The 20,996-nt window shown below is 58.9% G+C and carries 13 protein-coding genes, 5 pseudogenes and 1 riboswitch; of the genes and pseudogenes, 11 read left to right on the forward strand and 7 right to left on the reverse strand.

The features are described 5' to 3' along the window. Positions 1 to 32: 32 nt before the first annotated feature. From N2600_RS27135 to N2600_RS27150, 4 genes are read left to right on the forward strand one after another with little or no spacing between them, the layout of a single operon-like run. Positions 33 to 962, forward strand: coding sequence for an electron transfer flavoprotein subunit alpha/FixB family protein (locus N2600_RS27135; RefSeq protein ID WP_077980407.1), 930 nt, complete (start codon positions 33 to 35; stop codon positions 960 to 962). A 27-nt stretch (positions 963 to 989) separates the two neighbouring features. Continuing rightward, positions 990 to 1,874, forward strand: a complete 885-nt coding sequence (gene purU / locus N2600_RS27140; RefSeq protein ID WP_077980740.1) for a formyltetrahydrofolate deformylase — start codon at positions 990 to 992, stop codon at positions 1,872 to 1,874. Positions 1,875 to 1,877: 3 nt separating this feature from the next. Then, positions 1,878 to 2,780 carry a bifunctional methylenetetrahydrofolate dehydrogenase/methenyltetrahydrofolate cyclohydrolase FolD gene (gene folD / locus N2600_RS27145; RefSeq protein WP_077980406.1) on the forward strand — a complete coding sequence of 301 codons (903 nt, stop codon included), beginning with the start codon at positions 1,878 to 1,880 and terminating at the stop codon, positions 2,778 to 2,780. 19 nt (positions 2,781 to 2,799) lie between these two features. Then, on the forward strand, positions 2,800 to 4,455 hold the full coding sequence (locus tag N2600_RS27150; RefSeq protein ID WP_260298939.1) for an electron transfer flavoprotein-ubiquinone oxidoreductase: 1,656 nt from the start codon (positions 2,800 to 2,802) through the stop codon (positions 4,453 to 4,455). 165 nt (positions 4,456 to 4,620) lie between these two features. Here the strand turns inward: N2600_RS27150 and ligD are convergent, their stop codons facing one another. Beyond that, the gene (gene ligD, locus N2600_RS27155; protein ID WP_221986947.1) at positions 4,621 to 5,685 is read right to left on the reverse strand and encodes a non-homologous end-joining DNA ligase; all 1,065 of its coding nucleotides are present in this window, start codon (positions 5,683 to 5,685) and stop codon (positions 4,621 to 4,623) included. 282 nt (positions 5,686 to 5,967) lie between these two features. Here ligD and N2600_RS27160 point away from each other — a divergent pair, with 282 nt between their 5' ends. Genes N2600_RS27160 through N2600_RS27170 form a run of 3 tightly spaced genes read left to right on the forward strand, consistent with a single transcriptional unit; the run spans position 5,968 to position 11,406 of the window. Next, a complete protein-coding gene (locus N2600_RS27160) occupies positions 5,968 to 6,720 on the forward strand; it encodes an ImuA family protein (protein WP_260298940.1) in 753 nt (250 codons plus the stop codon). After that, on the forward strand, positions 6,641 to 8,152 hold the full coding sequence (locus tag N2600_RS27165; protein ID WP_260298941.1) for a Y-family DNA polymerase: 1,512 nt from the start codon (positions 6,641 to 6,643) through the stop codon (positions 8,150 to 8,152). Before N2600_RS27160 ends, N2600_RS27165 begins: the two co-directional genes overlap by 80 nt. Beyond that, complete coding sequence (locus tag N2600_RS27170) at positions 8,149 to 11,406, forward strand: error-prone DNA polymerase (protein ID WP_260298942.1); 3,258 nt, start codon at positions 8,149 to 8,151, stop codon at positions 11,404 to 11,406. Before N2600_RS27165 ends, N2600_RS27170 begins: the two co-directional genes overlap by 4 nt. A 1,246-nt stretch (positions 11,407 to 12,652) precedes the next feature. Here N2600_RS27170 and N2600_RS27175 read toward each other — a convergent pair. Next, positions 12,653 to 13,078, reverse strand: coding sequence for an ACT domain-containing protein (locus N2600_RS27175; protein WP_260059733.1), 426 nt, complete (start codon positions 13,076 to 13,078; stop codon positions 12,653 to 12,655). Positions 13,079 to 13,197: 119 nt separating this feature from the next. On the opposite strand from N2600_RS27175, the pseudogene N2600_RS27180 reads away from it, so the two are divergent. Then, positions 13,198 to 13,509 (forward strand): annotated as a pseudogene (locus N2600_RS27180) (transposase domain-containing protein); the annotation flags it as partial. A 2-nt stretch (positions 13,510 to 13,511) separates the two neighbouring features. After that, positions 13,512 to 13,634 (forward strand): annotated as a pseudogene (locus N2600_RS27185) (IS66 family transposase); the annotation flags it as partial. Between the two features lie 132 nt (positions 13,635 to 13,766). Further along, a riboswitch (TPP riboswitch) is annotated at positions 13,767 to 13,878 on the reverse strand. Positions 13,879 to 14,095: 217 nt separating this feature from the next. On the opposite strand, the gene N2600_RS27190 reads toward N2600_RS27185, so the two are convergent. The 3 genes and pseudogenes from N2600_RS27190 to N2600_RS27200 form a co-directional block, all read right to left on the reverse strand. Next, the gene (locus N2600_RS27190; RefSeq protein WP_131586672.1) at positions 14,096 to 14,806 is read right to left on the reverse strand and encodes a hypothetical protein; all 711 of its coding nucleotides are present in this window, start codon (positions 14,804 to 14,806) and stop codon (positions 14,096 to 14,098) included. Between the two features lie 420 nt (positions 14,807 to 15,226). Next, positions 15,227 to 15,538 carry a hypothetical protein gene (locus tag N2600_RS27195; RefSeq protein WP_131586692.1) on the reverse strand — a complete coding sequence of 104 codons (312 nt, stop codon included), beginning with the start codon at positions 15,536 to 15,538 and terminating at the stop codon, positions 15,227 to 15,229. A gap of 247 nt (positions 15,539 to 15,785) precedes the next feature. Next, a pseudogene (locus N2600_RS27200) lies at positions 15,786 to 16,617 on the reverse strand (IS5 family transposase). Between the two features lie 76 nt (positions 16,618 to 16,693). Between N2600_RS27200 and N2600_RS27205 the strand changes: the two are divergent. Further along, a pseudogene (locus tag N2600_RS27205) lies at positions 16,694 to 16,844 on the forward strand (IS5/IS1182 family transposase); the annotation flags it as partial. Positions 16,845 to 17,197: 353 nt separating this feature from the next. Here N2600_RS27205 and istA read toward each other — a convergent pair. Then, a pseudogene (istA, locus tag N2600_RS27210) lies at positions 17,198 to 18,363 on the reverse strand (IS21 family transposase); the annotation flags it as partial. A gap of 205 nt (positions 18,364 to 18,568) precedes the next feature. After that, positions 18,569 to 18,934 carry a hypothetical protein gene (locus N2600_RS27215; protein WP_003551739.1) on the reverse strand — a complete coding sequence of 122 codons (366 nt, stop codon included), beginning with the start codon at positions 18,932 to 18,934 and terminating at the stop codon, positions 18,569 to 18,571. Positions 18,935 to 20,305: 1,371 nt separating this feature from the next. Between N2600_RS27215 and N2600_RS27220 the strand changes: the two genes are divergently transcribed. Next, entirely contained in the window at positions 20,306 to 20,968 is a 663-nt protein-coding gene (locus N2600_RS27220) for a transcriptional regulator (RefSeq protein ID WP_017991538.1), read from the forward strand. Positions 20,969 to 20,996: the final 28 nt, after the last annotated feature.

A 20,996-nucleotide genomic window follows, 5' to 3' on the forward strand; every position in this document is an offset into this window, starting at 1 on the left:
CAGGAACCAACACTTTAAGAGGAACAAACATCATGGCCATTCTTCTTCTGGCTGATCACGACAACGCAACCCTGTCCGACCAAACCGCCAAGACGCTGACGGCAGCGTCCAAGATTGGCGGCGACGTGCATGTGCTGGTCGCCGGCAAGGGCGCCCAGGGTGCTGCCGATGCCGCCGCAAAACTGTCCGGCGTTTCCAAGGTCCTGCTCGCCGAAAGCGACGACCTTGCCAACAACCTCGCAGAACCGCTCGCAGCGCTGATCGTCTCGCTGGCCGGCTCCTACGACACGATCCTTTCGGCGGCGACATCCGTCGGTAAGAACGTGCTGCCGCGCGTCGCAGCTTTGCTCGACATCGTCCAGATATCTGAAATCACCGAGGTTGTTTCGGCCGAAACCTTCAAGCGCCCGATCTATGCCGGCAACGCCATCCAGACGGTGCAGTCGTCCGAGGCCAAGAAGGTGATCACCGTGCGTACGGCTTCCTTTGCCTCCGCGGCTGAAGGCGGCTCGGCTTCTGTCGAGAACGTATCGGCTGCCGCCAATCCCGGCCTGTCCACCTTCGTCAAGGACGCACTGTCCTCATCGGATCGTCCGGAACTGACATCGGCCAAGATCATCATTTCAGGTGGTCGTGCACTTGGCTCGTCGGAGCAATTCCAGGAGGTCATCCTGCCGGTGGCCGACAAGCTCGATGCCGCCGTCGGTGCATCGCGCGCTGCCGTCGATGCCGGCTACGCTCCGAACGACTGGCAGGTCGGCCAGACCGGCAAGGTCGTCGCCCCGCAGCTCTACATCGCGGTCGGTATTTCCGGCGCGATCCAGCATCTCGCCGGCATGAAGGACTCGAAAGTCATCGTCGCTATCAACAAGGACGAGGAAGCCCCGATCTTTCAGGTCGCCGACTACGGCCTCGTCGGCGATCTCTTCGTCATCCTGCCGGAACTCGAAAAGGCACTCTAGTCAACATAGGGCCAAATGGATCTGAATATGAAAACGTACATTCTGAACGTATCATGCGTGTCAACGCGCGGCATCGTAGCCGCGATCACCGGTTTTCTGGCAGACAAAGGCTGCAATATCGTCGACTCCTCGCAGTTCGACGATCTGGACACAGGCATGTTCTTCATGCGGCTTACCTTCACGAGCGAGGAGGGCGCAATAATTGGCGACATTGCCGCCGGCTTCGAGACGATCAAGAAGAAATTCGACATGGTCAGCGAGTTCCACGATGGGGGCACCAAAATGAAGGTGCTCCTGATGGTCTCGCGCTTCGGTCACTGCCTCAATGACTTGCTATACCGCTGGAAGATCGGCGCGCTTCCAATCGACATCGTCGCCGTCGTCTCCAATCACTTCGACTACCAGAAGGTGGTCGTCAACCACGACATCCCCTTCCACCATATTCCGGTGACCAAAGCCAACAAGCCGCAGGCCGAGGCCCGAATCATGGACGTAGTCGAGCAGACCGGCGCGGAGCTGATCGTGCTCGCCCGCTATATGCAGGTGCTGTCCGATGCCGTCTGCCAGAAGATGTCGGGCCGTATCATTAACATTCACCATTCCTTCCTTCCTTCCTTCAAAGGGGCAAATCCTTACAAGCAGGCCTATGAGCGCGGCGTGAAGCTTATCGGGGCGACGGCGCATTACGTCACCGCTGATTTAGACGAGGGGCCGATCATCGAGCAGGACGTGGCCCGCATCACGCACTCGCAGTCGGCATCTGACTATGTCTCCATCGGCCGTGACGTAGAGAGCCAGGTGCTGGCTCGTGCCATCCACGCCCATATCCACCATCGGGTATTCCTCAACGGCAACAAGACCATCGTATTCCCGGCAAGCCCAGGCTCTTACGTGTCAGAAAGGATGGGCTGAGGGATGGCGACAAAAATCGATGGGAAGCAAGTTGCCGCCTCGATAAATGACGCCGTGAAATCAGCGACGTTGGCGCTCGAAAAGGATACCGGGGTCAAGCCGGGTCTTGCCGTAGTCATTGTTGGCGAGGATCCGGCAAGCCACGCCTATGTCGGAGCGAAAAGCCGGATGGCAAGAGAATGCGGCTTCAATTCGATTCAGCACACTCTGCCCGAAGGAGCAACCCAAGAAGAGCTTGCGACAATCGTCGAGGCGCTCAACGCCGATGAGACCATCCACGGCATCCTCGTCCAATTGCCGCTGCCGAGGCACCTCAACTCCGACTCGATCATTCAGTCGATCAGGCCGGAGAAGGATGTTGACGGCCTGCACATTGTAAATGCCGGCAAGTTGGCGACTGGCGATCTTGATGGAGGCCTCGTCTCCTGCACGCCGGCCGGAGCGATGATCCTCGTGCGCCGCACCCATGGCGAAGACCTCTCTGGGCTCAGCGCCGTTGTGATAGGCCGCTCCAACCTCTTCGGAAAGCCGATGTCGGCGCTGCTGCTTGCCGCCAATGCGACTGTGACGACTGCTCATTCGCGCACCGAGAATCTTTCCGGGATCTGCCGCAATGCAGATATTCTCGTTGCCGCGGTCGGCCGTCCGGAAATGGTCAGGGCGAGCTGGGTAAAGTCGGGAGCGACCGTAATTGATGTCGGCATCAACCGCATTGCCGCCTCTGAGAGAGGCGAGGGCACGTACCGCCTAGTTGGCGATGTCGCCTTCGATGAATGTGTGGAGGTCGCCGGCGTCATTACGCCGGTTCCGGGTGGGGTAGGCCCTATGACGATTGCCATGCTGATGGCAAACACCGTTATCGCGGCCCACCGTAAGGCGGGCAAGACGCCACCAAAATTTTCGTAGATAGTGAGGCTGAAGCTAAATGAGAGAGATGCCTGAACGCGAAAGCATGGAATTCGACGTGGTGATCGTCGGTGCCGGGCCTGCCGGTCTTTCGGCGGCGATCCGGTTGAAGCAGGTCAATCCGGATCTCTCCGTCGTCGTGCTGGAGAAGGGCGCGGAAGTCGGCGCGCATATCCTCTCTGGCGCCGTGGTCGATCCGATCGGCATTGACCGGCTGCTGCCCGGCTGGCGCGACGAGGCCGACCAACCGTTCAAGACCAAGGTCACGGCCGATCACTTCCTGCTGCTCGGTCCCGCCGGCTCTGTTCGCCTGCCGAATGTGCTGATGCCGCCATTGATGAACAATCACGGCAACTACATCGTCTCGCTCGGAAATGTCTGTCGCTGGCTGGCGACCAAGGCCGAAGAACTCGGCGTCGAGATCTATCCCGGCTTTGCCGCCACCGAAGTGCTCTACAATGACCAGGGTGCGGTCATCGGGGTCGCCACCGGCGATATGGGCATCGAGAAGAATGGCGAGCCCGGCCCGAACTATACCCGCGGCATGGAACTGCTCGGCAAATATGTGCTGATCGGCGAGGGCGTGCGCGGCTCGCTCGCCAAGCAGCTGATTGCCAAGTTCGATCTTTCGAAAGACCGCGAACCGCAGAAATTCGGCATCGGCCTCAAGGAACTCTGGCAGGTAAAGCCGGAAAACCACAGGCCGGGCCTGGTGCAGCACTCCTTCGGCTGGCCGCTCGGCATGAAGACCGGCGGCGGCTCCTTCCTCTATCACCTGGAAGACAATCTGGTCGCCGTCGGCTTCGTCGTTCACCTCAATTACAAGAACCCCTATCTCTATCCCTTCGAGGAATTCCAGCGCTTCAAGACGCACCCGGCGATCCGCACCACCTTCGAGGGCGGCAAGCGGCTGTCCTATGGGGCGCGTGCCATCACCGAGGGCGGCTACCAGTCGGTGCCGAAACTCTCCTTCCCCGGCGGGGCGCTAATCGGCTGTTCGGCCGGTCTCGTCAACGTGCCGCGCATCAAGGGCAGCCACAATGCGGTGCTGTCGGGCATGCTGGCCGCCGAGAAGATCGTCGCCGCGATCGCGACCGGCCGCAGCCATGACGAGGTGGCCGAGATCGAGAATGAATGGCGCAAGGGCGACATCGGCAAGGATTTGAAGCGGGTGCGCAACGTCAAGCCGCTATGGTCGAAGTTCGGCACCGCACTCGGCGTGGCGCTCGGCGGCTTCGACATGTGGACCAACCAGCTGTTCGGCTTCTCCGTCTTCGGCACGCTGAAGCATGGCAAGACCGATGCTGAGAGCCTGGAGCCGGCGTCGCAGCACAAGCCGATCGCCTATCCCAAACCCGATGGCGTCTTGACCTTCGATCGCCTCTCCTCGGTGTTCCTGTCGAACACGAATCACGAGGAAGACCAGCCGGTGCATCTGCAGGTCAAGGACATGGCGCTGCAGAAGCGTTCGGAACACGACATCTATGCCGGTCCGTCGACACGTTACTGTCCGGCCGGCGTCTATGAATGGGTGGAAAGGGACGGCGAAGAGGTCTTCGTCATCAACGCCCAGAACTGCGTGCACTGCAAGACCTGCGACATCAAGGATCCCAACCAGAACATCAACTGGGTTCCGCCGCAGGGTGGCCAGGGGCCGGTCTATCCGAATATGTGACCACAGCTCCATAAATAGGCGTTATGCCTCAAAGTCAGTCCCTGCAACGGCTTAACCCATCATGTGGGGTGCCGCCGGTTCGTATCCTTCAAGATTGCACATTGCAGGCCATCTACTCCGCTTGAGCTTCAATGGTGGACAATCTAGCTTATGGCGCTGTTTTCGCTAGTCGAGCCGGAAGACGTCGGCATTGTCCTGTCGTTCTCGCAAGCCCTTGTACGACGGATGACGGAGTTTCCCGTCCGACGTCCAGGCACGAAACTCGATCTCGGCGATCAGTGTCGGTTCGACCCAGACAATATCGGCGCTTCCGGAATAGGGCAGGGGCGGCTGCTTTCGCTTCCATCGCAGCGTGTCCAGCATTTTGCGCAATCTGATGATCTCGGCTTGCCTGAATCCCGTGCCGACGCTTCCGACGTGGATGAGCTCATCACCACGATACGCAGCGAGCACCAAAGAGCCGAAGCCGGCCGTGGACGCTGCCGACCTCTCATAACCGACGATGAAGAAGGCCTCGCTCTGGATGCATTTGACTTTCACCCAGTCCCCGGTCCGGCCGGAACGATAGGGCCGATCGAGGTGCTTGCCGACGATGCCCTCCAGGCCGAGGCGGCAGACATGCTCAAGCAGGACAGCTGGTTCGCCATCGAGTGTTTCCGATAGCCTGATGGCGCCGACCTGGTCATTCGTTGGGCCGTTCAACGTGTCCTCGAGAAGGTGTCGGCGGGACCGGTATTCGACACCGCGCAGATCGTGGCCATCAAGGTAGATAAGATCGAAAGCGTAAAGGACGGCGTCGGAGGCACGGTTGCCAGCTTGTTTGCCGGATGCGCCCAGCGATTGCTGCAGCAGCCCGAAATCCGGCCGGCCCTCTTCGTCGAGCACGACGGCTTCGCCGTCGATGATCATCGTCGCCGGCCCGAGCGCTCGGGCGGCCTGCTCTATCGCTGGAAACCGGTGCGTCCAGTCATGGCCGCCGCGGGTGAGGATCCGGATGCCTTGGGGCTCGATATGAACGGCAAGGCGATAGCCATCCCATTTCAGCTCCCAGCTCCACTCGCTACCCTTTGGGGGATGGGACTTCAGTTGCGCCAGCGCAGGCTCGACGCGCTCGGGCATGGCATCGAACAGCAGCTGCGGTTGGGCGGGATTTCGTTTCCTGCGCGGCCGGGAACGGATCGGGGCCTCGGTGTCATGAAGGAGGGGTTTTGATCTCGGAGGCTTCTTCATCGCTCCAGTTCAGCAGAAAAATCTTAAAGACACTGTGACGATGCCGACTTATCCCCGCAATTCACACAAAGGGATTAGCGCTCGCAAACGCTCGGAAAAAAATCCGCGGGCCGCTATTCCGCTGATTCCCTTCGGTATTCTGCTGATTTCTAATGTTCAGGATAATATTCCTATCCCTCCGGTTGCTTGACTCTTTTATTGCCTCGGAACAGAAAGAGAACATCCGCATTTTGTTCGACATGATGTCGGCCGCCAACACGACCTTGAAGGGAGCCGTGAACGATGACTGCTGCCCGTCAAAGGGTGATTTCCGATTTGCGCGAGCGCATTGCCTCGCTGGAGGGCGTGTCAGCCAAAAAGGCTGGCTGTCTGTCCTTCGGCGTGCCGGAAATCGATTCAGTCCTGCCGGGCGGTGGTCTGGCCTATGGCGCCCTGCATGAATTTGCCGGCGGCGGGTCGGGTACGGTGGATGGTGCGGCGGCAGCCCTCTGTGCCGCAGGCATCGCGGCCCGCACCAAAGGCCCGATCGTCTGGTGCCTGACGCGGCCAGACCTGTTCTTTCCCGCGCTCGCTCAGGTCGGCCTCCATCCCGACCGGGTGATCTTTGTCGAATCCGACAGGGAGGAGGAGGTCCTCGCAAATATGGAGGAAGGGCTTTCCTTTGGTGGGCTCGGCGCCGTCGTCGGTGAACTCGTTCGCCTGCCGATGGTCGGCTCGCGCCGGCTGCAGCTGGCGGCTGAGCGAACGGGCACGATGGCACTTGCCGTCCGACGCTGGCGGCGGCAGACGGAGGCCAATGATTTCGGGCAGCCGACGGCGTCGACCACGCGGTGGCGGGTGAGCGTGATGCCGTCGGAGGAATTGCCGGTGCCGGGTGTCGGGAGGGCCCAATGGTTGCTGGAACTGATGCGCGTGAAAGCGGGTGAATGTGCTGAGTTTCTCGTGAGGGCGTGTGATGACAAGGGTTGTCTCGATCTATCTTCCGGATCTGCCGACGGATCGCATTCGTCGCGCCGATCCCTCCATTCCGCCTGAACAGGCGATCGCGGTGATCGCCAGGAGCGGCTCGAAACGCTGGGTGTCGGCGGCCGACGCGGCCGCGAGGAAAGCCGGGATGCATGTCGGCATGCCGGCGGCCAAAGCACAGGCGCTGTTCCGCGGCCTGATGCTGATCGATGCGGATCCTGCAAACGATGCCGAAGCACTTGAACGGATTACCCTTTGGGCGCTGACGCTCTATTCGCCGATCGTCGCCGTCGATGGGATCGACGGGATCGTCATGGACACCGAGGGTGCCGATCACCTGCAGGGCGGCGAGCTTTCCATGGTGACGAAGATCGCCAATCAGTTTCTGGGCAAGAAGCTCACTCCGCGGGTCGCTATCGCCGACACCTGGGGTGCGGCCAACGCCTGCGCCCGTGCTATCAGCCGTGAGACGGTTATCGTGCCTTCAGGCGAGACCGTCCGCGCCGTCGAAAAGCTGCCGATATCGTTGCTGCGCCTTCCCGGGAAGGTCGCGAGCGATCTGCGCACGCTTGGCTTCCAGACGATCGGCGAATTGGCCAACACGCCGCGCGCGCCACTGACGCTTCGTTTCGGTCCGGAGATCGGCCGGCGGCTCGACCAGATGTTCGGCCGCATCCCCGAACCGATCGATCCGATCCGCACCGCCGAGCTCGTTGAGGTGAGCCGCGCCTTTGCCGAACCGATCGGTGCTGCCGAGACCATCGACAAATATGTTGGCCTGCTGGTCGTGCAACTGATCGAGGAGCTGCAGAGGCGCGGCCTTGGTGTTCGGCGCGCCGACCTGATCGTCGAGAAGGTTGACGGGACGCGGCAGGCAATCCGCGCCGGCACGGTGAAGCCGGTGCGCGATGTCGCCTGGCTGACGAAGCTGTTTCGCGACCGGACGGAAAAGATCGAGCCCGGCTTCGGGATCGAGAAGCTGACCTTGGTTGCGGTGATGGCGGAGCCGCTGGAGGAGCGCCAGAGGTCGTCATCGCTGGTCGAGGAGGAAGTGAAGGACGTGACGCCATTGATCGATATCTACGGCAACCGCGGCCAGCGTGTTTATCGGGTGGCACCCGTTGCCTCCGATGTGCCCGAGCGCTCCGTCCAGCGGATCAGTCCTGCTGCCGATCCGGTCGAGGTCACCTGGGTCAGTCATTGGCGCCGGCCGGTCCGGCTGCTGGCCCGTCCCGAACTGATCGAGGCCATCGCCTTGCTGCCGGACCGGCCGCCGGTCTCGATCACCTGGCGCGGCAAGCGGCGAAAGGTCAAGCGCGCCGATGGTCCGGAACGGATCTTTGGCGAGTGGTGGCAGCGCGACGCCGAGATGGAGGCGGTGCGGGATTATTTCGTCATCGAAGACGAGGCCGGCGAGCGTCTCTGGGTGTTTCGCTCCGGTGATGGCATCGATCCTGAAACCGGAAGCCACCGCTGGTTCTGCCATGGGATCTTCGCATGAGCTATGCCGAGCTGCAGGTCACGACCCATTTTTCCTTCCTGCGCGGTGCAAGCTCGGCGCAGGAACTGTTCGAAACCGCCAAGGCTCTCGGCATCGAAGCCCTCGGCGTTGTCGATCGCAATTCGCTTGCCGGGATTGTCCGGGCGCTTGAAGCATCGCGCGCCACCGGCTTACGTCTCGTTGTCGGTTGCCGGCTCGATCTGCAAGACGGCATGTCGTTGCTGGTCTACCCGACCGATCGGGCTGCCTATTCCCGGCTGACCCGCCTCATCACGCTCGGCAAATCACGCGGCGGCAAGAACAACTGCATCCTGCATTGGGATGATGTCGTCGCGTACACCGACGGCATGATCGGCATTCTGGTGCCGGACCTGCCGGATGATGTCTGCGCGATCCAGCTGCGCAAGATGGCCGAGCTGTTTGGTGATCGGGCCTATGTCTCGCTTTGTCTGCGGCGCCGGCAGAACGACCAGTTGCGGCTGCATGAGATTTCCAATCTCGCCACCCGGTTCAAGGTGCGGACGGTCGTCACCAATGACGTCCTTTTCCACGAGCCAGGTCGCCGACAGTTGCAGGACATCGTCACCTGCATCCGGACCCGCACGACGATCGACGAGGTCGGTTTCGAGCGCGAGCGACACGCCGACCGCTATCTGAAGCCGCCGGAAGAAATGGAGCGCCTATTTCCACGATATCCCGAGGCCCTGGCACGAACCATGGAGATCGTCCGTCGCTGCACTTTCTCGCTCGAGGAACTCACCTACCAATATCCGGAGGAGGCGATCGTACCGGGCAAGGACGCTCAGGCTTCGCTGGAGCATTATGTCTGGCAATGCGTGCCCGATCGCTATCCCGAAGGTCTGCCGCCCGATGTGTTGAAGGTCGTGCGGCACGAACTCGATCTCATCCGCACCATGAAATACGCGCCCTATTTTCTGACCGTCTTCTCGATCGTGCGCTATGCGCGGTCTGAAGGTATTCTTTGCCAGGGCAGGGGCTCCGCCGCCAACAGTGCCGTCTGCTACATTCTCGGCATCACCAGTATCGATCCCTCGACAAACGATCTTCTGTTCGAGCGTTTTGTATCCCAGGAGCGCGACGAACCGCCGGATATCGATGTGGATTTCGAGCACGAGCGGCGCGAAGAAGTGATCCAGTGGATTTACCAGACCTATACCAGAGAAAAGGCAGCGCTCTGCGCCACCGTGACGCGCTACCGGGCGCGCGGCGCGATCCGCGATGTCGGCAAGGCGCTCGGCTTGCCGGAGGACGTGATCAAGGCCTTGTCGTCGGGCATGTGGGCCTGGTCGGAGGAGGTCTGCGATCGCAATGTCCGCGAGCTCAATCTCAATCCGGACGACCGGCGTCTTGTGCTGACCTTGAAGCTTGCGCAGCAATTGATGGGCGCGCCACGGCACCTCGGCCAACACCCCGGCGGGTTTGTCCTCACCCACGAACGGCTCGACGATCTCGTGCCGATCGAACCGGCGACGATGAAGGACCGTCAGATCATCGAATGGGACAAGGACGACGTCGAGGCGTTGAAGTTTATGAAGGTAGACGTTTTGGCGCTTGGCATGCTGACCTGCATGGCCAAGGCCTTCGATCTGATCCGCGAGCACAAGGATCGGGATCTCGACCTGTCTGACATCGAGCAAGAGGATCCTGTGACCTACGCGATGATCCGCAAGGCCGATACGCTCGGCACCTTCCAGATCGAAAGCCGCGCACAGATGGCGATGCTGCCGCGGCTGAAACCCCGGACCTTCTACGACCTCGTGGTGCAAGTCGCCATTGTCCGACCGGGTCCGATCCAGGGCGACATGGTGCATCCCTATCTGCGACGGCGCGAAGGCAAGGAGGCGGTCGAATACCCGACGCCCGAGCTTGAGGCGGTGCTCGGCAAGACGCTCGGCGTGCCGCTGTTTCAGGAGTCGGCGATGCGGGTGGCGATGGTCTGCGCCGGCTTTACCGGCGGCGAGGCCGACCAGCTGCGCAAGTCGATGGCGACCTTCAAGTTCACCGGTGGCGTCTCGCGCTTCAAGGACAAGCTTGTATCGGGAATGGTGAGGAATGGCTACACGCCGGAATTCGCCGAGAAGACGTTCTCCCAGCTCGAAGGCTTTGGTTCCTATGGTTTTCCGGAGAGCCATGCGGCATCCTTCGCGCTGATCGCCTATGCGTCGAGCTACATCAAGTGCCATTATCCGGAAGCCTTCTGCGCCGCGCTCATCAATTCGCAGCCGATGGGTTTTTACGCGCCGGCGCAGATTGTCGGCGATGCGAGAGCCCACGGCGTCGAGGTGCGGCCGGTCTGCATCAATCGGTCCCGATGGGACTGTACGCTGGAGCGGATCGGCAATTCTGGCCGCCACGCTGTACGGCTCGGTTTCCGGCAGGTGAAAGGATTGGCGGTCGCTGACGCGGCGCGCATCGTCGCGGCACGAATGGACAATGCCTTTGCCTCGGTTGATGATATGTGGCGCCGATCCGGCGTGCCATCGGAGGCGCTCGTCCAGCTTGCCAAGGCCGATGCCTTTCTGCCGTCGCTGAAGCTTGAGCGCCGCGACGCGCTCTGGGCGATCAAGGCGCTGCGCGATGAACCACTGCCGCTGTTTGCGGCGGCTGCCGAACGGGAGATGGCTGCGATTGCCGAGCAGCAGGAGCCGGAGGTGGCACTTCGGCAGATGACGGACGGGCATAACGTCATCGAGGACTACAGCCATACCGGTCTGACATTGCGGCAGCATCCGATCGCCTTCCTGCGCAAGGATTTATCAGTGCGCAACATCATCACCTGCGCCGAGGCGATGAATTCGAGGGACGGGCGTTCGGTGTATACCGCCGGTCTTGTTCTGGTGCGGCAAAAGCCTGGATCAGCGAAGGGCGTCATGTTCATTACCATCGAGGACGAGACTGGGCCTGCCAATCTCGTTGTCTGGCCGACGCTGTTCGAAAAACGCCGGCGGGTTGTTCTTGGATCTTCGATGATGGCGATCAACGGCCGGATTCAGCGGGAGGGGGAGGTCGTCCATCTTGTTGCCCAGCAGCTGTTCGACTTGTCAGGCGATCTGGCCGGCCTTGCCGATCGTGATGAAGAGTTCAAGCTTCCGGCCGGCCGTGGTGATGAATTCGCCAGAGGCGGAGGGCCTGATCCACGGGACAAGCCAAAGCCGATTGTCGCCGCGCGCGACATGTTCGTTCCTGACCTTCATATCGATACGCTGCAGGTGAAGAGCAGGAATTTTCATTGACGGCCTGGTTTTTGGCCTGAACGCGCAAAAAGCAGCACCTCTTTCCCATAGTGGTGAGTGGAGACGACGAACTCATGGCGGCCGAGCGTCGTTCCCGAGAAGGCATTGACAAACGTGCCGGCATGTCGCCACCTCGTTTCAACGCATGGAGAGTTGCGACTGGCATCGTTGAGAATTACACTGAGCGTATGAGTTCCCTAGCCCCACGAGAACATGTTCCTTGCGCAGCGCTAACGGTCCTCTGGCTTTTCTAGGTCATCGTTCCGTCGCTTCGAGGTGCCCCTCTTCTTTGGCGCGAGGAACGTCATCTCGAGGAAATTGGGCGGCTCGGCGACGATAAGACATCGCACGAACTCTGCAATCACGGGAGAGGGCCAAATACGTCCTTGCGAAAAGCCAACCAAAAGTTTTCTAGCCGCCGTCGGCAGAATGCCCCGTAGTTTGACAACGCGCTATTGGACACCTTTATGACCGATATCCAATGTCCGATTCCGGCAAGGCGCTTGCGCCCACCGGAACCTTGCGAGCCACGATAAACTCCGGCAATTCGATTCTGCAAGCCGGAGCGCTGAATCTTCCGTCATACGATAGGTACAGCGGAAGTCGCAGTGGTCTGACCGTTCGCCCGGACGGATCTACCAGCCGACCGGTTGGGCATCACCAGTCGGTCCGAATTCATGCATTCTCCAAAGCCCTTCTCGTGCTTATTGCGGTGATGTCGGCCAGAATCCCCATGAACATACGGTCTAAGGCGCCGGAGCGTCGCGGCGCGAAACTAGGATCATCATGTGGCGAAGGCAATGGTGATTGCGATGAGCCGTATAACATCGGCTGGGGCGCCGCCAGCAACTGGCTGTGAGATGGTGGTAGGCATAGACATGGCGTAGCCCCTGATGCCACGCCTTGTCAGTTCATGCGCACTCGCCGGCCAATGTGCGACAAAATCCGTAGGGTGCATTTGAACGCACAGCTTTAAATCACCCGTATTCCAAAGATCGTGGAGTGCCCGAACCAGGCCGATGTTATCTACTGGCGTGCTCCCTACAACAACTTCGATGTGCTGTCGGTTCAGGCGAGTGCGCACAGCTTTTAGCGAAAACAATGATCGCGCACGTAGCGTCGGTCTTCGGACCTTCTCCGTCAATCGCGACGGAGCCTCGGCGAGGAACGCCCGGTCTGCTCGTGCTGCCCCTTGCCCGCGAAATTATTGATGTTTCGCCGGTTATGTGCGGGGACTAACTGTTCGTCAACGTTTGCGCGTCGCCCCTGCAGACTCGGCTTGCAATGTTGCCAGCAGATGCAATGCTCGGTCAGCTAAGCCCGCCGGCACAAAAATGTGGTCGTGGTGATATGCTGCCACCATGTTGCACGGAATGCCCGCGTCTGCGAGACAGGCAGCGACCCCCGCCGTAAGGCCGACGCCATCAAGCGCAGAATTCACGTTGAGGGTGATCTGGCGCATCGCAAGCGAAGTTTCGAACCCCGCTTCGTGGGCTTCTCCTTTCTCAAGGACTAGTGTCAAGCCTTCCCTTTCTTGGAATGTCGCAATCGGATTCAGATCGTGAACTTTGCTCCCATCATAAGGTATCGAGCAGAACACATACTCGCCGTCTATGAGCGAGGGCGTCATGTTCGACAGCATTTCGAACTTGTCTCGCAAAACAGTAGTCATTTTTGGCGGCCTCCTTGTCTATCATCATGATGTCTTAGCTCTTCATTGTGTAAGGCACCAATTGAATCAGCAACATCCAGCCTCTCGATCCGAGCGGTAAAATATGCTGTTCTTGATCCATGACGATAACGGCGGCCGAACTTCCGGATGACCTGAACGCGCTGAAAGCGATGGTGCTTTCGCGCGAGGCGGAGAATGCCCGGCTGCGGCAGATCATCAAGGAATTACAGCGTCACCGCTTTGGTCGACGGGCAGAGACGCTTCCCGAGGACCAGCTTCTGCTTGGGCTTGAAGAAGCCGAACAGATCGAGGCTGCCGGGCTGGAAGAGAAGGAACAGGGCTCGACCGCTCTGCGCCAGGCGCAGGTCGCCAAACGGCGCACCAACCGGGGTTCGCTGCCAGCGCATCTGCCGCGCGTGGAGATCGTGGTCGGGACGGATTGACCCGCTTCATCGACGATGGCCGGATCGAGATCGACTCCAACGTCGTCGAACGGTCAATCAGGCCAATTGCCCTCAATCGGAAAAATGCACTCTTCGCAGGGTCGGATGCCGGCAAGGGGCCGGTGGTGACGGTTGGGGTGGCTGCGATATTCATGATTTGATGCTCCAAATTTCGATTGGAGAACCAGTCCTCAGCCGGAATGATGAGAAGACGCCGAAAAGGATTCCACGCGTGAATCCACTGCTTTTGAGCGCTTGCACCGTCCCTACGCCAGTATGAACTGGATCAGGTTCAACGGGTCACTGCGCGCGATAGCAGTATCTCAGCCCCTTGCCGGGACACCCCTGGTGAATGCAAAAAAGGGTAGAGGCCCTGGCCGAGGGGACTGTCAAGCGACAATCTGCGATGGCTCGGGGCCTAGTTACACTCAGGCTGCGTGGTCGCCGCGATCAAACGAATGGACAAAAGCAATCGTTCGACCGGCACGCTTCCGCAAGACAGACGCCGCTGTCGTATGCATTGGCTGTCGATTTATCCCGAGCAGTTCGCCAATTGTACCGAGATACCGAAGCGCTATTGGGAAAGCAGGCGCGGAACTGGAAAGTCTAGTATTTTGTCCGTGTAGCTTTCGACCAAGGCGCTAAACGGCGTGCCGTCTCGAAGTTTCAGTACGGCACGATGTTCGAGCAGGAACGGCGGCAGGCTAAGGGAACTTGTTTCATGCGCTATTGAGCCGTCCATGTCCCAGCCTTCAGATAGAGGAGACCAGAGCAACTTGGCAGATAGGTTTGTGCGAGTGAAATTGAGAGCCTGAACGGCTCTGCCAAACGCGATATCGCTGGTATTCAACGCCTGATTCATTTCTGCAGTTAATTTTGCAGGGACATACCAGTTGTCGGCTTCGGACAAGACGCGGTCGCCGCAGACCAGACGGACGCGGCGATAAGCGATCAACTCACCGGGTCCGACGGTCAGAAGTTCACGGATGTGCTCATCGGCCGGTTTGACTTGCCCGCCCACACGCTGAGCTACGATCTTGGAACCTTCCGGTGCGAGCTTATGCGCGGCGCACCAACGGTCAAGGGTCAACGTAGCACTGGCGTTACTCAGGAGATTGGCATTCAAGGTCTGGAGGACCGCAAGCGCTTCCACTCGAGATGCCGGAGTGTTCAGCCACTGAGATCCTGTAGACGGCTCTTGCGCAATTACGATCTTGCTGCCCAGCACGATGGCGGCCGCTGCAAGTGCGGCGATGCGAATGCGTTTCGAAGAACAAAATGACACGGAGAACGAATCCTTTCTGCAGTAAATTTGATGAGCGAACCCTTCGCGTCAAATTTCCTTGATTTTGAGGCGAGCTCGCGTTGTCAGCTTATTTGATGCAGGCCGCTAGATTTGAACTGCACCTTGCGTGTACCGCTTAACGGTTGGGTCCCTGATGGACTTTCTTACCATCTTCCGATGTTGCTGCCGTGCTAGTCCGTACCTGTTGAAGCCGTGTCCCGACCCGTCCTTTGCTTGCGTCGCATCAACGTCGTCCATGACAATCTCCATCCGCTCGCCGACCTGTTGTTGGAGTTTGTAAGCGTTGGCGACTGAGCCGGCGCTTCCATCCTGGAATATGGAAACCCGATAGACGTGGATTTCAAATGAGGAACGTGGCGGCCGGTCCGAATTCCCCTAATCATATATCGTAACTCTCGCTTAACGGTTTAGCGCCTTTGTCGCCCCCTCCCTCGTTGCGGAATGTTCATATAGCTGGAGCGGATAAAATAGCTCGCAACCGAAAGCAAACTCGAGGAGCAATTGTTGGAAAAACGTCTTCTTCGGCGACGCAGAGCCCTCCTTCAGGTCGAGTGACAATTGTAGACCAGGCAGCGACATGCCGTCGATGGTTGCCAACCGCAGATGCGAGTAGTCAAGACGCTTAGCTGATTTCTTTTGGTGATTCATGTCGTCGTGCTCCTTGTGCAAGCCTCCCGACGATGACGTCGCCGGCAAGATTTCAGGATTCATCGGAAAGAATTTTCCTGTTGCACTATCGTAACTCATAACGGGACACTTTATGAAAACGACGAACAACGCAACAGATGTGTGGGATATATGTTAAAGTATATTTCTTGAAATTTGTCAGCTCTTACTTTCCGTTTTGAAAACGCGTAAGTTACGGAATACGTTATAATATATGTTACTTATATCGCGCTTCATATCTTGGCGGCCGGATGAAATGGCAGATCTCTAAGAACCCTGACTCGAAAAGGTTTCAACGATATCGGTATCTTGCCAAGCGTCGTGTCAGGACGCGGATGTGGGCGACAGTGATCCATGCTTCGGCTGAAGCGAGGGACTTTTCCCAATCCTTGGCCAAACGTCGGCATCTGCCAAGCCACGCGAAGGTGCGCTCCACGACCCAGCGACGTGGCAGAACCTCGAAGCTTTTTGCCTTGTCGGTCCGCTTGACGATCTGGAGAGTGAACTTTGCGATTTTTTCCAGTGCGCCCTTCAGCTTCGGTCCGGCATAACCACCGTCGGCGAAGATATGTCTCAGCCACGGCCAGCGCTTGAGAATGGTTTTGAGGACCGCAGGTGCACCATCGCGATCCTGAATATCGGCGCTGTGAACCACCAGGCCGACCATCAGTCCAAGCGTGTCGACGACGATATGACGCTTGCGTCCCTTGATCTTCTTGCCCGCGTCATAGCCCGAAATGCCGCCGCTTTCCGTGGTTTTTACCTTTGACTGTCGATCACGCCCGCAGACGGCGAGGCTTCCCGGCCTTCCAATTCACGCGCCTCCATCACAAGATGATGGTTGATCCGACCCATAACCCTGTCGCTCGCCATTCATAGAAATAGGACTGCACCGTTGTAAAAGGCGGAAAATCCTTGGGCATCATCCGCGATTGGCACCCAGTCGTGGCGATGTAAAGCAACGCATTCACGACCTCGCGAAGATCGGTGCTACGCGGCCTGCCCAGTCGCCTCGGTTCGGGCAGGCAAGGCGAGATCAATCCCCATTCCCGGTCCGTCAGATCGCTTGCATACCGCATTGCGCCTCGGGCATATTGCCGACGGGTGAAATCAGTCCAGCCCATTGTGGTCTCCGTTCGTCCTATGCAAACAAACAGAACCACAACTGACTGATTTCACTCAACTCTTTTTCAGTCAGGCTCTAACGGGTACGGCAAACGCTCGCTGGTCGAAACGGCACGATACAAGTCCATCATCGGGCGGCGTCTGCGGGCGAGGTCGCGGCCTGGTCAGCAGACGAAGGCGTCATCGGCTGCGCCGTTCTCAACCCATGCTTGACTGCGCACGCCCAAGTCCGTGGGCCGCAAGGCACCACGGTATGATCAGCCGTTTCAAAAGACCGGCAAGGGATATGAGCAAGGTCGTCGTGGGCGGCGTCGACGCCACGCAGGACGCGGAGTTTGCTCGCATCCTGTGTGGCGTTCGAAGTTCCACAATCTCCAAGGTGCCATGACTATGAACGACCCCTGAGCTCAGGCCGCGCTTGATCCCGATGCGTCGTTCTTCAGCAATCTCGTCAAGACGACGGCCGGTCAGCAGCGCCCGGCAAGTTTCTCACACGCTCTGGGGTGGGGAGAAAACATGGGAACCGAACAGCTGTTACGATTGATCGTCCAGTAAGCTTCTTGAAGGACTCGCTTAATAGGAATGAATGACGTGATGATAGTTGACGACTTGATCGTGATTGCCACTCGCATGGGGGCGGCCTCCGGGTAGTGTCAGCAGATGCGTGCCGCCGATGAAGACGTCGAGGCGATCGTCGAACAGACACACCCGCAGCCGGTGGCCGATCAGGCGGGAAGGCACGGTGTAGAAGACCTTGCGCAACGCGAAGCCGCCAGTGCTCAATACGGTGACGATGACCTCTTCGAAGTCGGTGGTGCGACGATCGGGAAGAGCTTGCAGATGCGTGCGCTCGGCATCGATGCGCTTGCCATGTGCGGCATTGCGACGGCTGACGATCTCATCGATGAAGGCGCGATAGGATCCGAGGTCGCCAGAGTCCCTGGTTCCGCGCATCAGCAGAGCATCGCGGATCGCATTCTTGGGATGGCCGTGGGAACTTTCGATCGAGCCGTTCTCGTGCGCGACGCCCTTGTTGTTGCGCGTCGGTGTCATGCGGCAATGAGCGCACAGTTCCTCGTAGCGCTGCGTCAGATCGACCTTGGCGTCGGCATCGAGGTTGCGGAAGGCGGCCGATAAGCTGTCGCTGCGATGATAGAGCGGCGAACCGCTAACCGACCACAGGGCGTTCTGCAGCCCCTCGGCCAGAGCGACGAAGCTCTCTCCATCCAGGATGACATAGGCATGCTCGAAGCCCGACCAGACCAGCCGGAAGTGATAAAGCAGATGATCGAGCCATTGGCCGGCGATCGTCACACCGAGGCTGCCCATGTCGGTAAAACCCGACAGTCCTAACCGACCGGGTTCGTGCATCTGACGGAAGATCACTTCCTGCTCCTGACCGTGAACAGCCCGCCATGATCGAATACGACGCTCAATCGTACGGCGAACAGCTTCTGACAGCTCTGGATGACGCCGCAGCATCTCGTTGTAAACGGCAATTGCTCGGATGCCGGGCGCGGCCTTGAGAAGCGGAACAATCTCGGCGTCGAAGATGTGCTCAAGGGGATCGGGCGACGCCGGTCGCGCGGCGGCTTGGTCTGCGATGGGAGCCGCGCATCCTTCTCGATGCGGTAAGCCGTCGCCCGACTGATCGACACCTTCGCGGCAGCGACCTCAGTCGGGTTGCGTTGTCGGTACTTCATAAAAAGCCTCGTCTGATGATCGGTTAAATGGCGACCCGGCACAAAGGTGATTCTCCATTCTCAGAAAATCACCGACGCTACCGGGCCAACCGCGATCATGAGACGGCGAAAAATTGCACCGCGGCGGGGGTGTAACTCCGGTCGGGCTATGCCCTCCCTTCGTCACACCCCCGCCGCCGAGTCTCATCCTGATTGACGCTGAGTCTCAACTTGTTTGTCGCAGCGCAGTCTGCTGCGCGCTAGACTGTCATGGAAGCGTTCCTGTCAAATTCCAGACCGTCCCGCTGTCCATGCTCTGACGGAGCACCGAGATGGTGCCGTTGGCCGCTCCCCTTTGATTGGCGGGATCCGTCGTCTGTTGCACGGAATTGAAGATCATTGCAGCAGCGACGGTACGTCCACCCATCTGGACTTGGATGTTCGCATCACCCGCCGCGGTTCGTCCCTGTATGTCGACACGGGCAACGCCCACGGTATGCAGTGTGCCAGCCCCACGTCCCAGATCGGCGAAAGTGATTTGTGCAATGGCAGCGCTACAGTCATTCCGCTGCTCATGGTTCGGGGTAACTCCTCCCCGAATTGCGTTGTTGGTGTTCGTCTTGGTCAACGGCATGATGAACTCCTTCGTGCTTCCTGATGATGTATGACGGCAACGAAACACTTAGGTTCTGTTTTGGACATCTTTAATCTCCAGATCGCCTCGAGCTCAGAAAGCCTTGGCCGTGCGTGAAGCATGATACGTCTTCGGCGCCGCTCCGACATCGACATCCTCGTCGCGGATGCCGGCGAGCACGTCCACCCCCTTTTGGGACTTGCCGACATTCTCGGCGAGTTGCCAGTTCCGCCACTTCCCGCCATAGTTTGTGTCCCTTCATGTGTTCAGCCCAATGAGGTTATCCCGCAACGCGGATGCCGCGGCCGTTCCGCTGCCTCGCAATAGCTCTCAAGATTCGTGCCAACCAGGATGATACAGCCGACGAACAATAAATTGCTGCTATTTCAACTTCCTAGCGGAAAATACGTGATTGGGCGAAGACGAATGCGTTTCGCGAAGCCGACAAAGGTGACGACAATGTCGTAAGTTGGACGTGGAGAATCTCGGTTAATCGGGCCGTCCGGGACTGCGACTTACGGTCCGTGCAGAAGAAATTGAGCGGAGATCGCATTGTCTTGAATTTTCTAGGGGGAGGCCGATTGCTGATTTTTGTTGCAAAGCAGGAGCATCTGACGCGGCAACCACCGGCGTGCTTCCCCAGCTTTTCTTTCAAAGATCACCCGCAAGTACCCGGATTTCCGCAAGCGGCTCGGCCGGTCGATACCGCCCGAATAAATCGCGCTCGGCGTCTGAGGATCAGAGTACGCCTGCGGATCATCGTCTGATAAATGCGCCGCGGCGTAACTCCATTCATCACATCTCTGCACGCCGTGCCACACCCTGACTGACGCTGAGGGTCACCCGTTCATCGTCGACAACGTTGGCTCCCACAAAAGCGACAGGCTAATCAATTGGTCAAAGAAAAAAAGCGCCCGGCTCCTCGTCTTGCCCGCCATTCGCCCGACCTCAATCCAATCGAAATCGGTTTTCCAAGTTCAAGGGTCTTGCTGCAACGAGTAGCCCGAATTTTTGAATCCATCACCTAAGACCTCGGTGGGGTCGTCAGCCTCTTCTCGATGCAATCGCTCGCCATGTGGGTCGTAGAGAGTTGTGCACTTCGTGCCACGAGTGCCGGGGCCGGCGAAAACGCGAAGTAGTCACAAGAATCAGTCACAGTGAGCGGCGTCAACGGAACTAAATCCGACGGCTGCGATTCGATCGTTTTGTCACGGTTGCGTCCATAAGTGGTTTTCTGCGATTGGAGCCGCGTGTGAGCCGAATACTTAAAAAGGATAGACCGAATGGACGGCAGTCGTTATCTGAAAGGCTTGTTGCGATGGCTGAAGACGTCGCTGAAAAATTACCACAGACACCAGAGGCTTCTTTAAAGTGAAAAAAGTGCAGCGCAGCTTTGCCGTGGAGTTCAAATCAGGTCGGCGAAAACTGAATTCCAAACCGAACTCGATTTGGGGAGACACCGATCTCAAGTCCGTTGCTCAAGATCTGCAGGACGAGGCAATGCCATTTATGTCACTAGCTCCTCACGCAAAAAGTAGCGAGATGCTTGTATCCGGAGAAGAACAGGCCGGGCCGTTATTGACACTGCCGATTGAGCAGGAGAAAAATGCATCGGCTTTACAGGAGACCATAATGGCCGACGAAAACGATACGATGACCAATGCTAACACGCCGGCCGCCGCGGCGCCCGATGTACCGAAGAAGGTGCGCAAACCTCGCGCCAAGAAGGTGGTCCCTGCAACGGCCCCAGTCACCGTTTCGGCGGAACCGGCAGTTGCTTCGGGTGCCGCAGTTGGAAAACAAAAAAGAGGACGTAAGGCAAAGCCTGACGAAGGTACGCCGAGTGCCAAGCGCGCGCCTGTCAAACGTGCTCCGAAGGCTGTGTCGACAGCGGCGGCACCGTCGGTGGCGGCAGTTGATGAGATCGCGGATCTTCTGCAGCTCGAAGAGGAAAACCAGAGACTGCGCAAGCTGCTGGCGGAAAAGCTCCGCGCTGAAAATGCCGATCTGCGAAAGCGACTGAACCTCGGTTGATCGGCAGCAGACGGTCACGCGCTGGCCG

The organism is Rhizobium sp. WSM1274 (assembly GCF_025200775.1).
GTDB lineage: Bacteria > Pseudomonadota > Alphaproteobacteria > Rhizobiales > Rhizobiaceae > Rhizobium > Rhizobium leguminosarum_I.

Bases quoted from the DNA above. Each gene is read 5' to 3' on its own strand.
- N2600_RS27160 (WP_260298940.1), top strand. From the start codon at position 5,968: ATGACTGCTGCCCGTCAAAGGGTGATTTCCGATTTGCGCGAGCGCATT.
- N2600_RS27135 (WP_077980407.1), top strand. From the start codon at position 33: ATGGCCATTCTTCTTCTGGCTGATCACGACAACGCAACCCTGTCCGAC.
- N2600_RS27165 (WP_260298941.1), top strand. From the start codon at position 6,641: ATGACAAGGGTTGTCTCGATCTATCTTCCGGATCTGCCGACGGATCGC.
- N2600_RS27150 (WP_260298939.1), top strand. From the start codon at position 2,800: ATGAGAGAGATGCCTGAACGCGAAAGCATGGAATTCGACGTGGTGATC.
- N2600_RS27215 (WP_003551739.1), bottom strand. From the start codon at position 18,934: ATGCCGTTGACCAAGACGAACACCAACAACGCAATTCGGGGAGGAGTT.
- N2600_RS27195 (WP_131586692.1), bottom strand. From the start codon at position 15,538: ATGAATCCTGAAATCTTGCCGGCGACGTCATCGTCGGGAGGCTTGCAC.
- folD (WP_077980406.1), top strand. From the start codon at position 1,878: ATGGCGACAAAAATCGATGGGAAGCAAGTTGCCGCCTCGATAAATGAC.
- N2600_RS27175 (WP_260059733.1), bottom strand. From the start codon at position 13,078: ATGACTACTGTTTTGCGAGACAAGTTCGAAATGCTGTCGAACATGACG.
- N2600_RS27170 (WP_260298942.1), top strand. From the start codon at position 8,149: ATGAGCTATGCCGAGCTGCAGGTCACGACCCATTTTTCCTTCCTGCGC.
- purU (WP_077980740.1), top strand. From the start codon at position 990: ATGAAAACGTACATTCTGAACGTATCATGCGTGTCAACGCGCGGCATC.
- ligD (WP_221986947.1), bottom strand. From the start codon at position 5,685: ATGAAGAAGCCTCCGAGATCAAAACCCCTCCTTCATGACACCGAGGCC.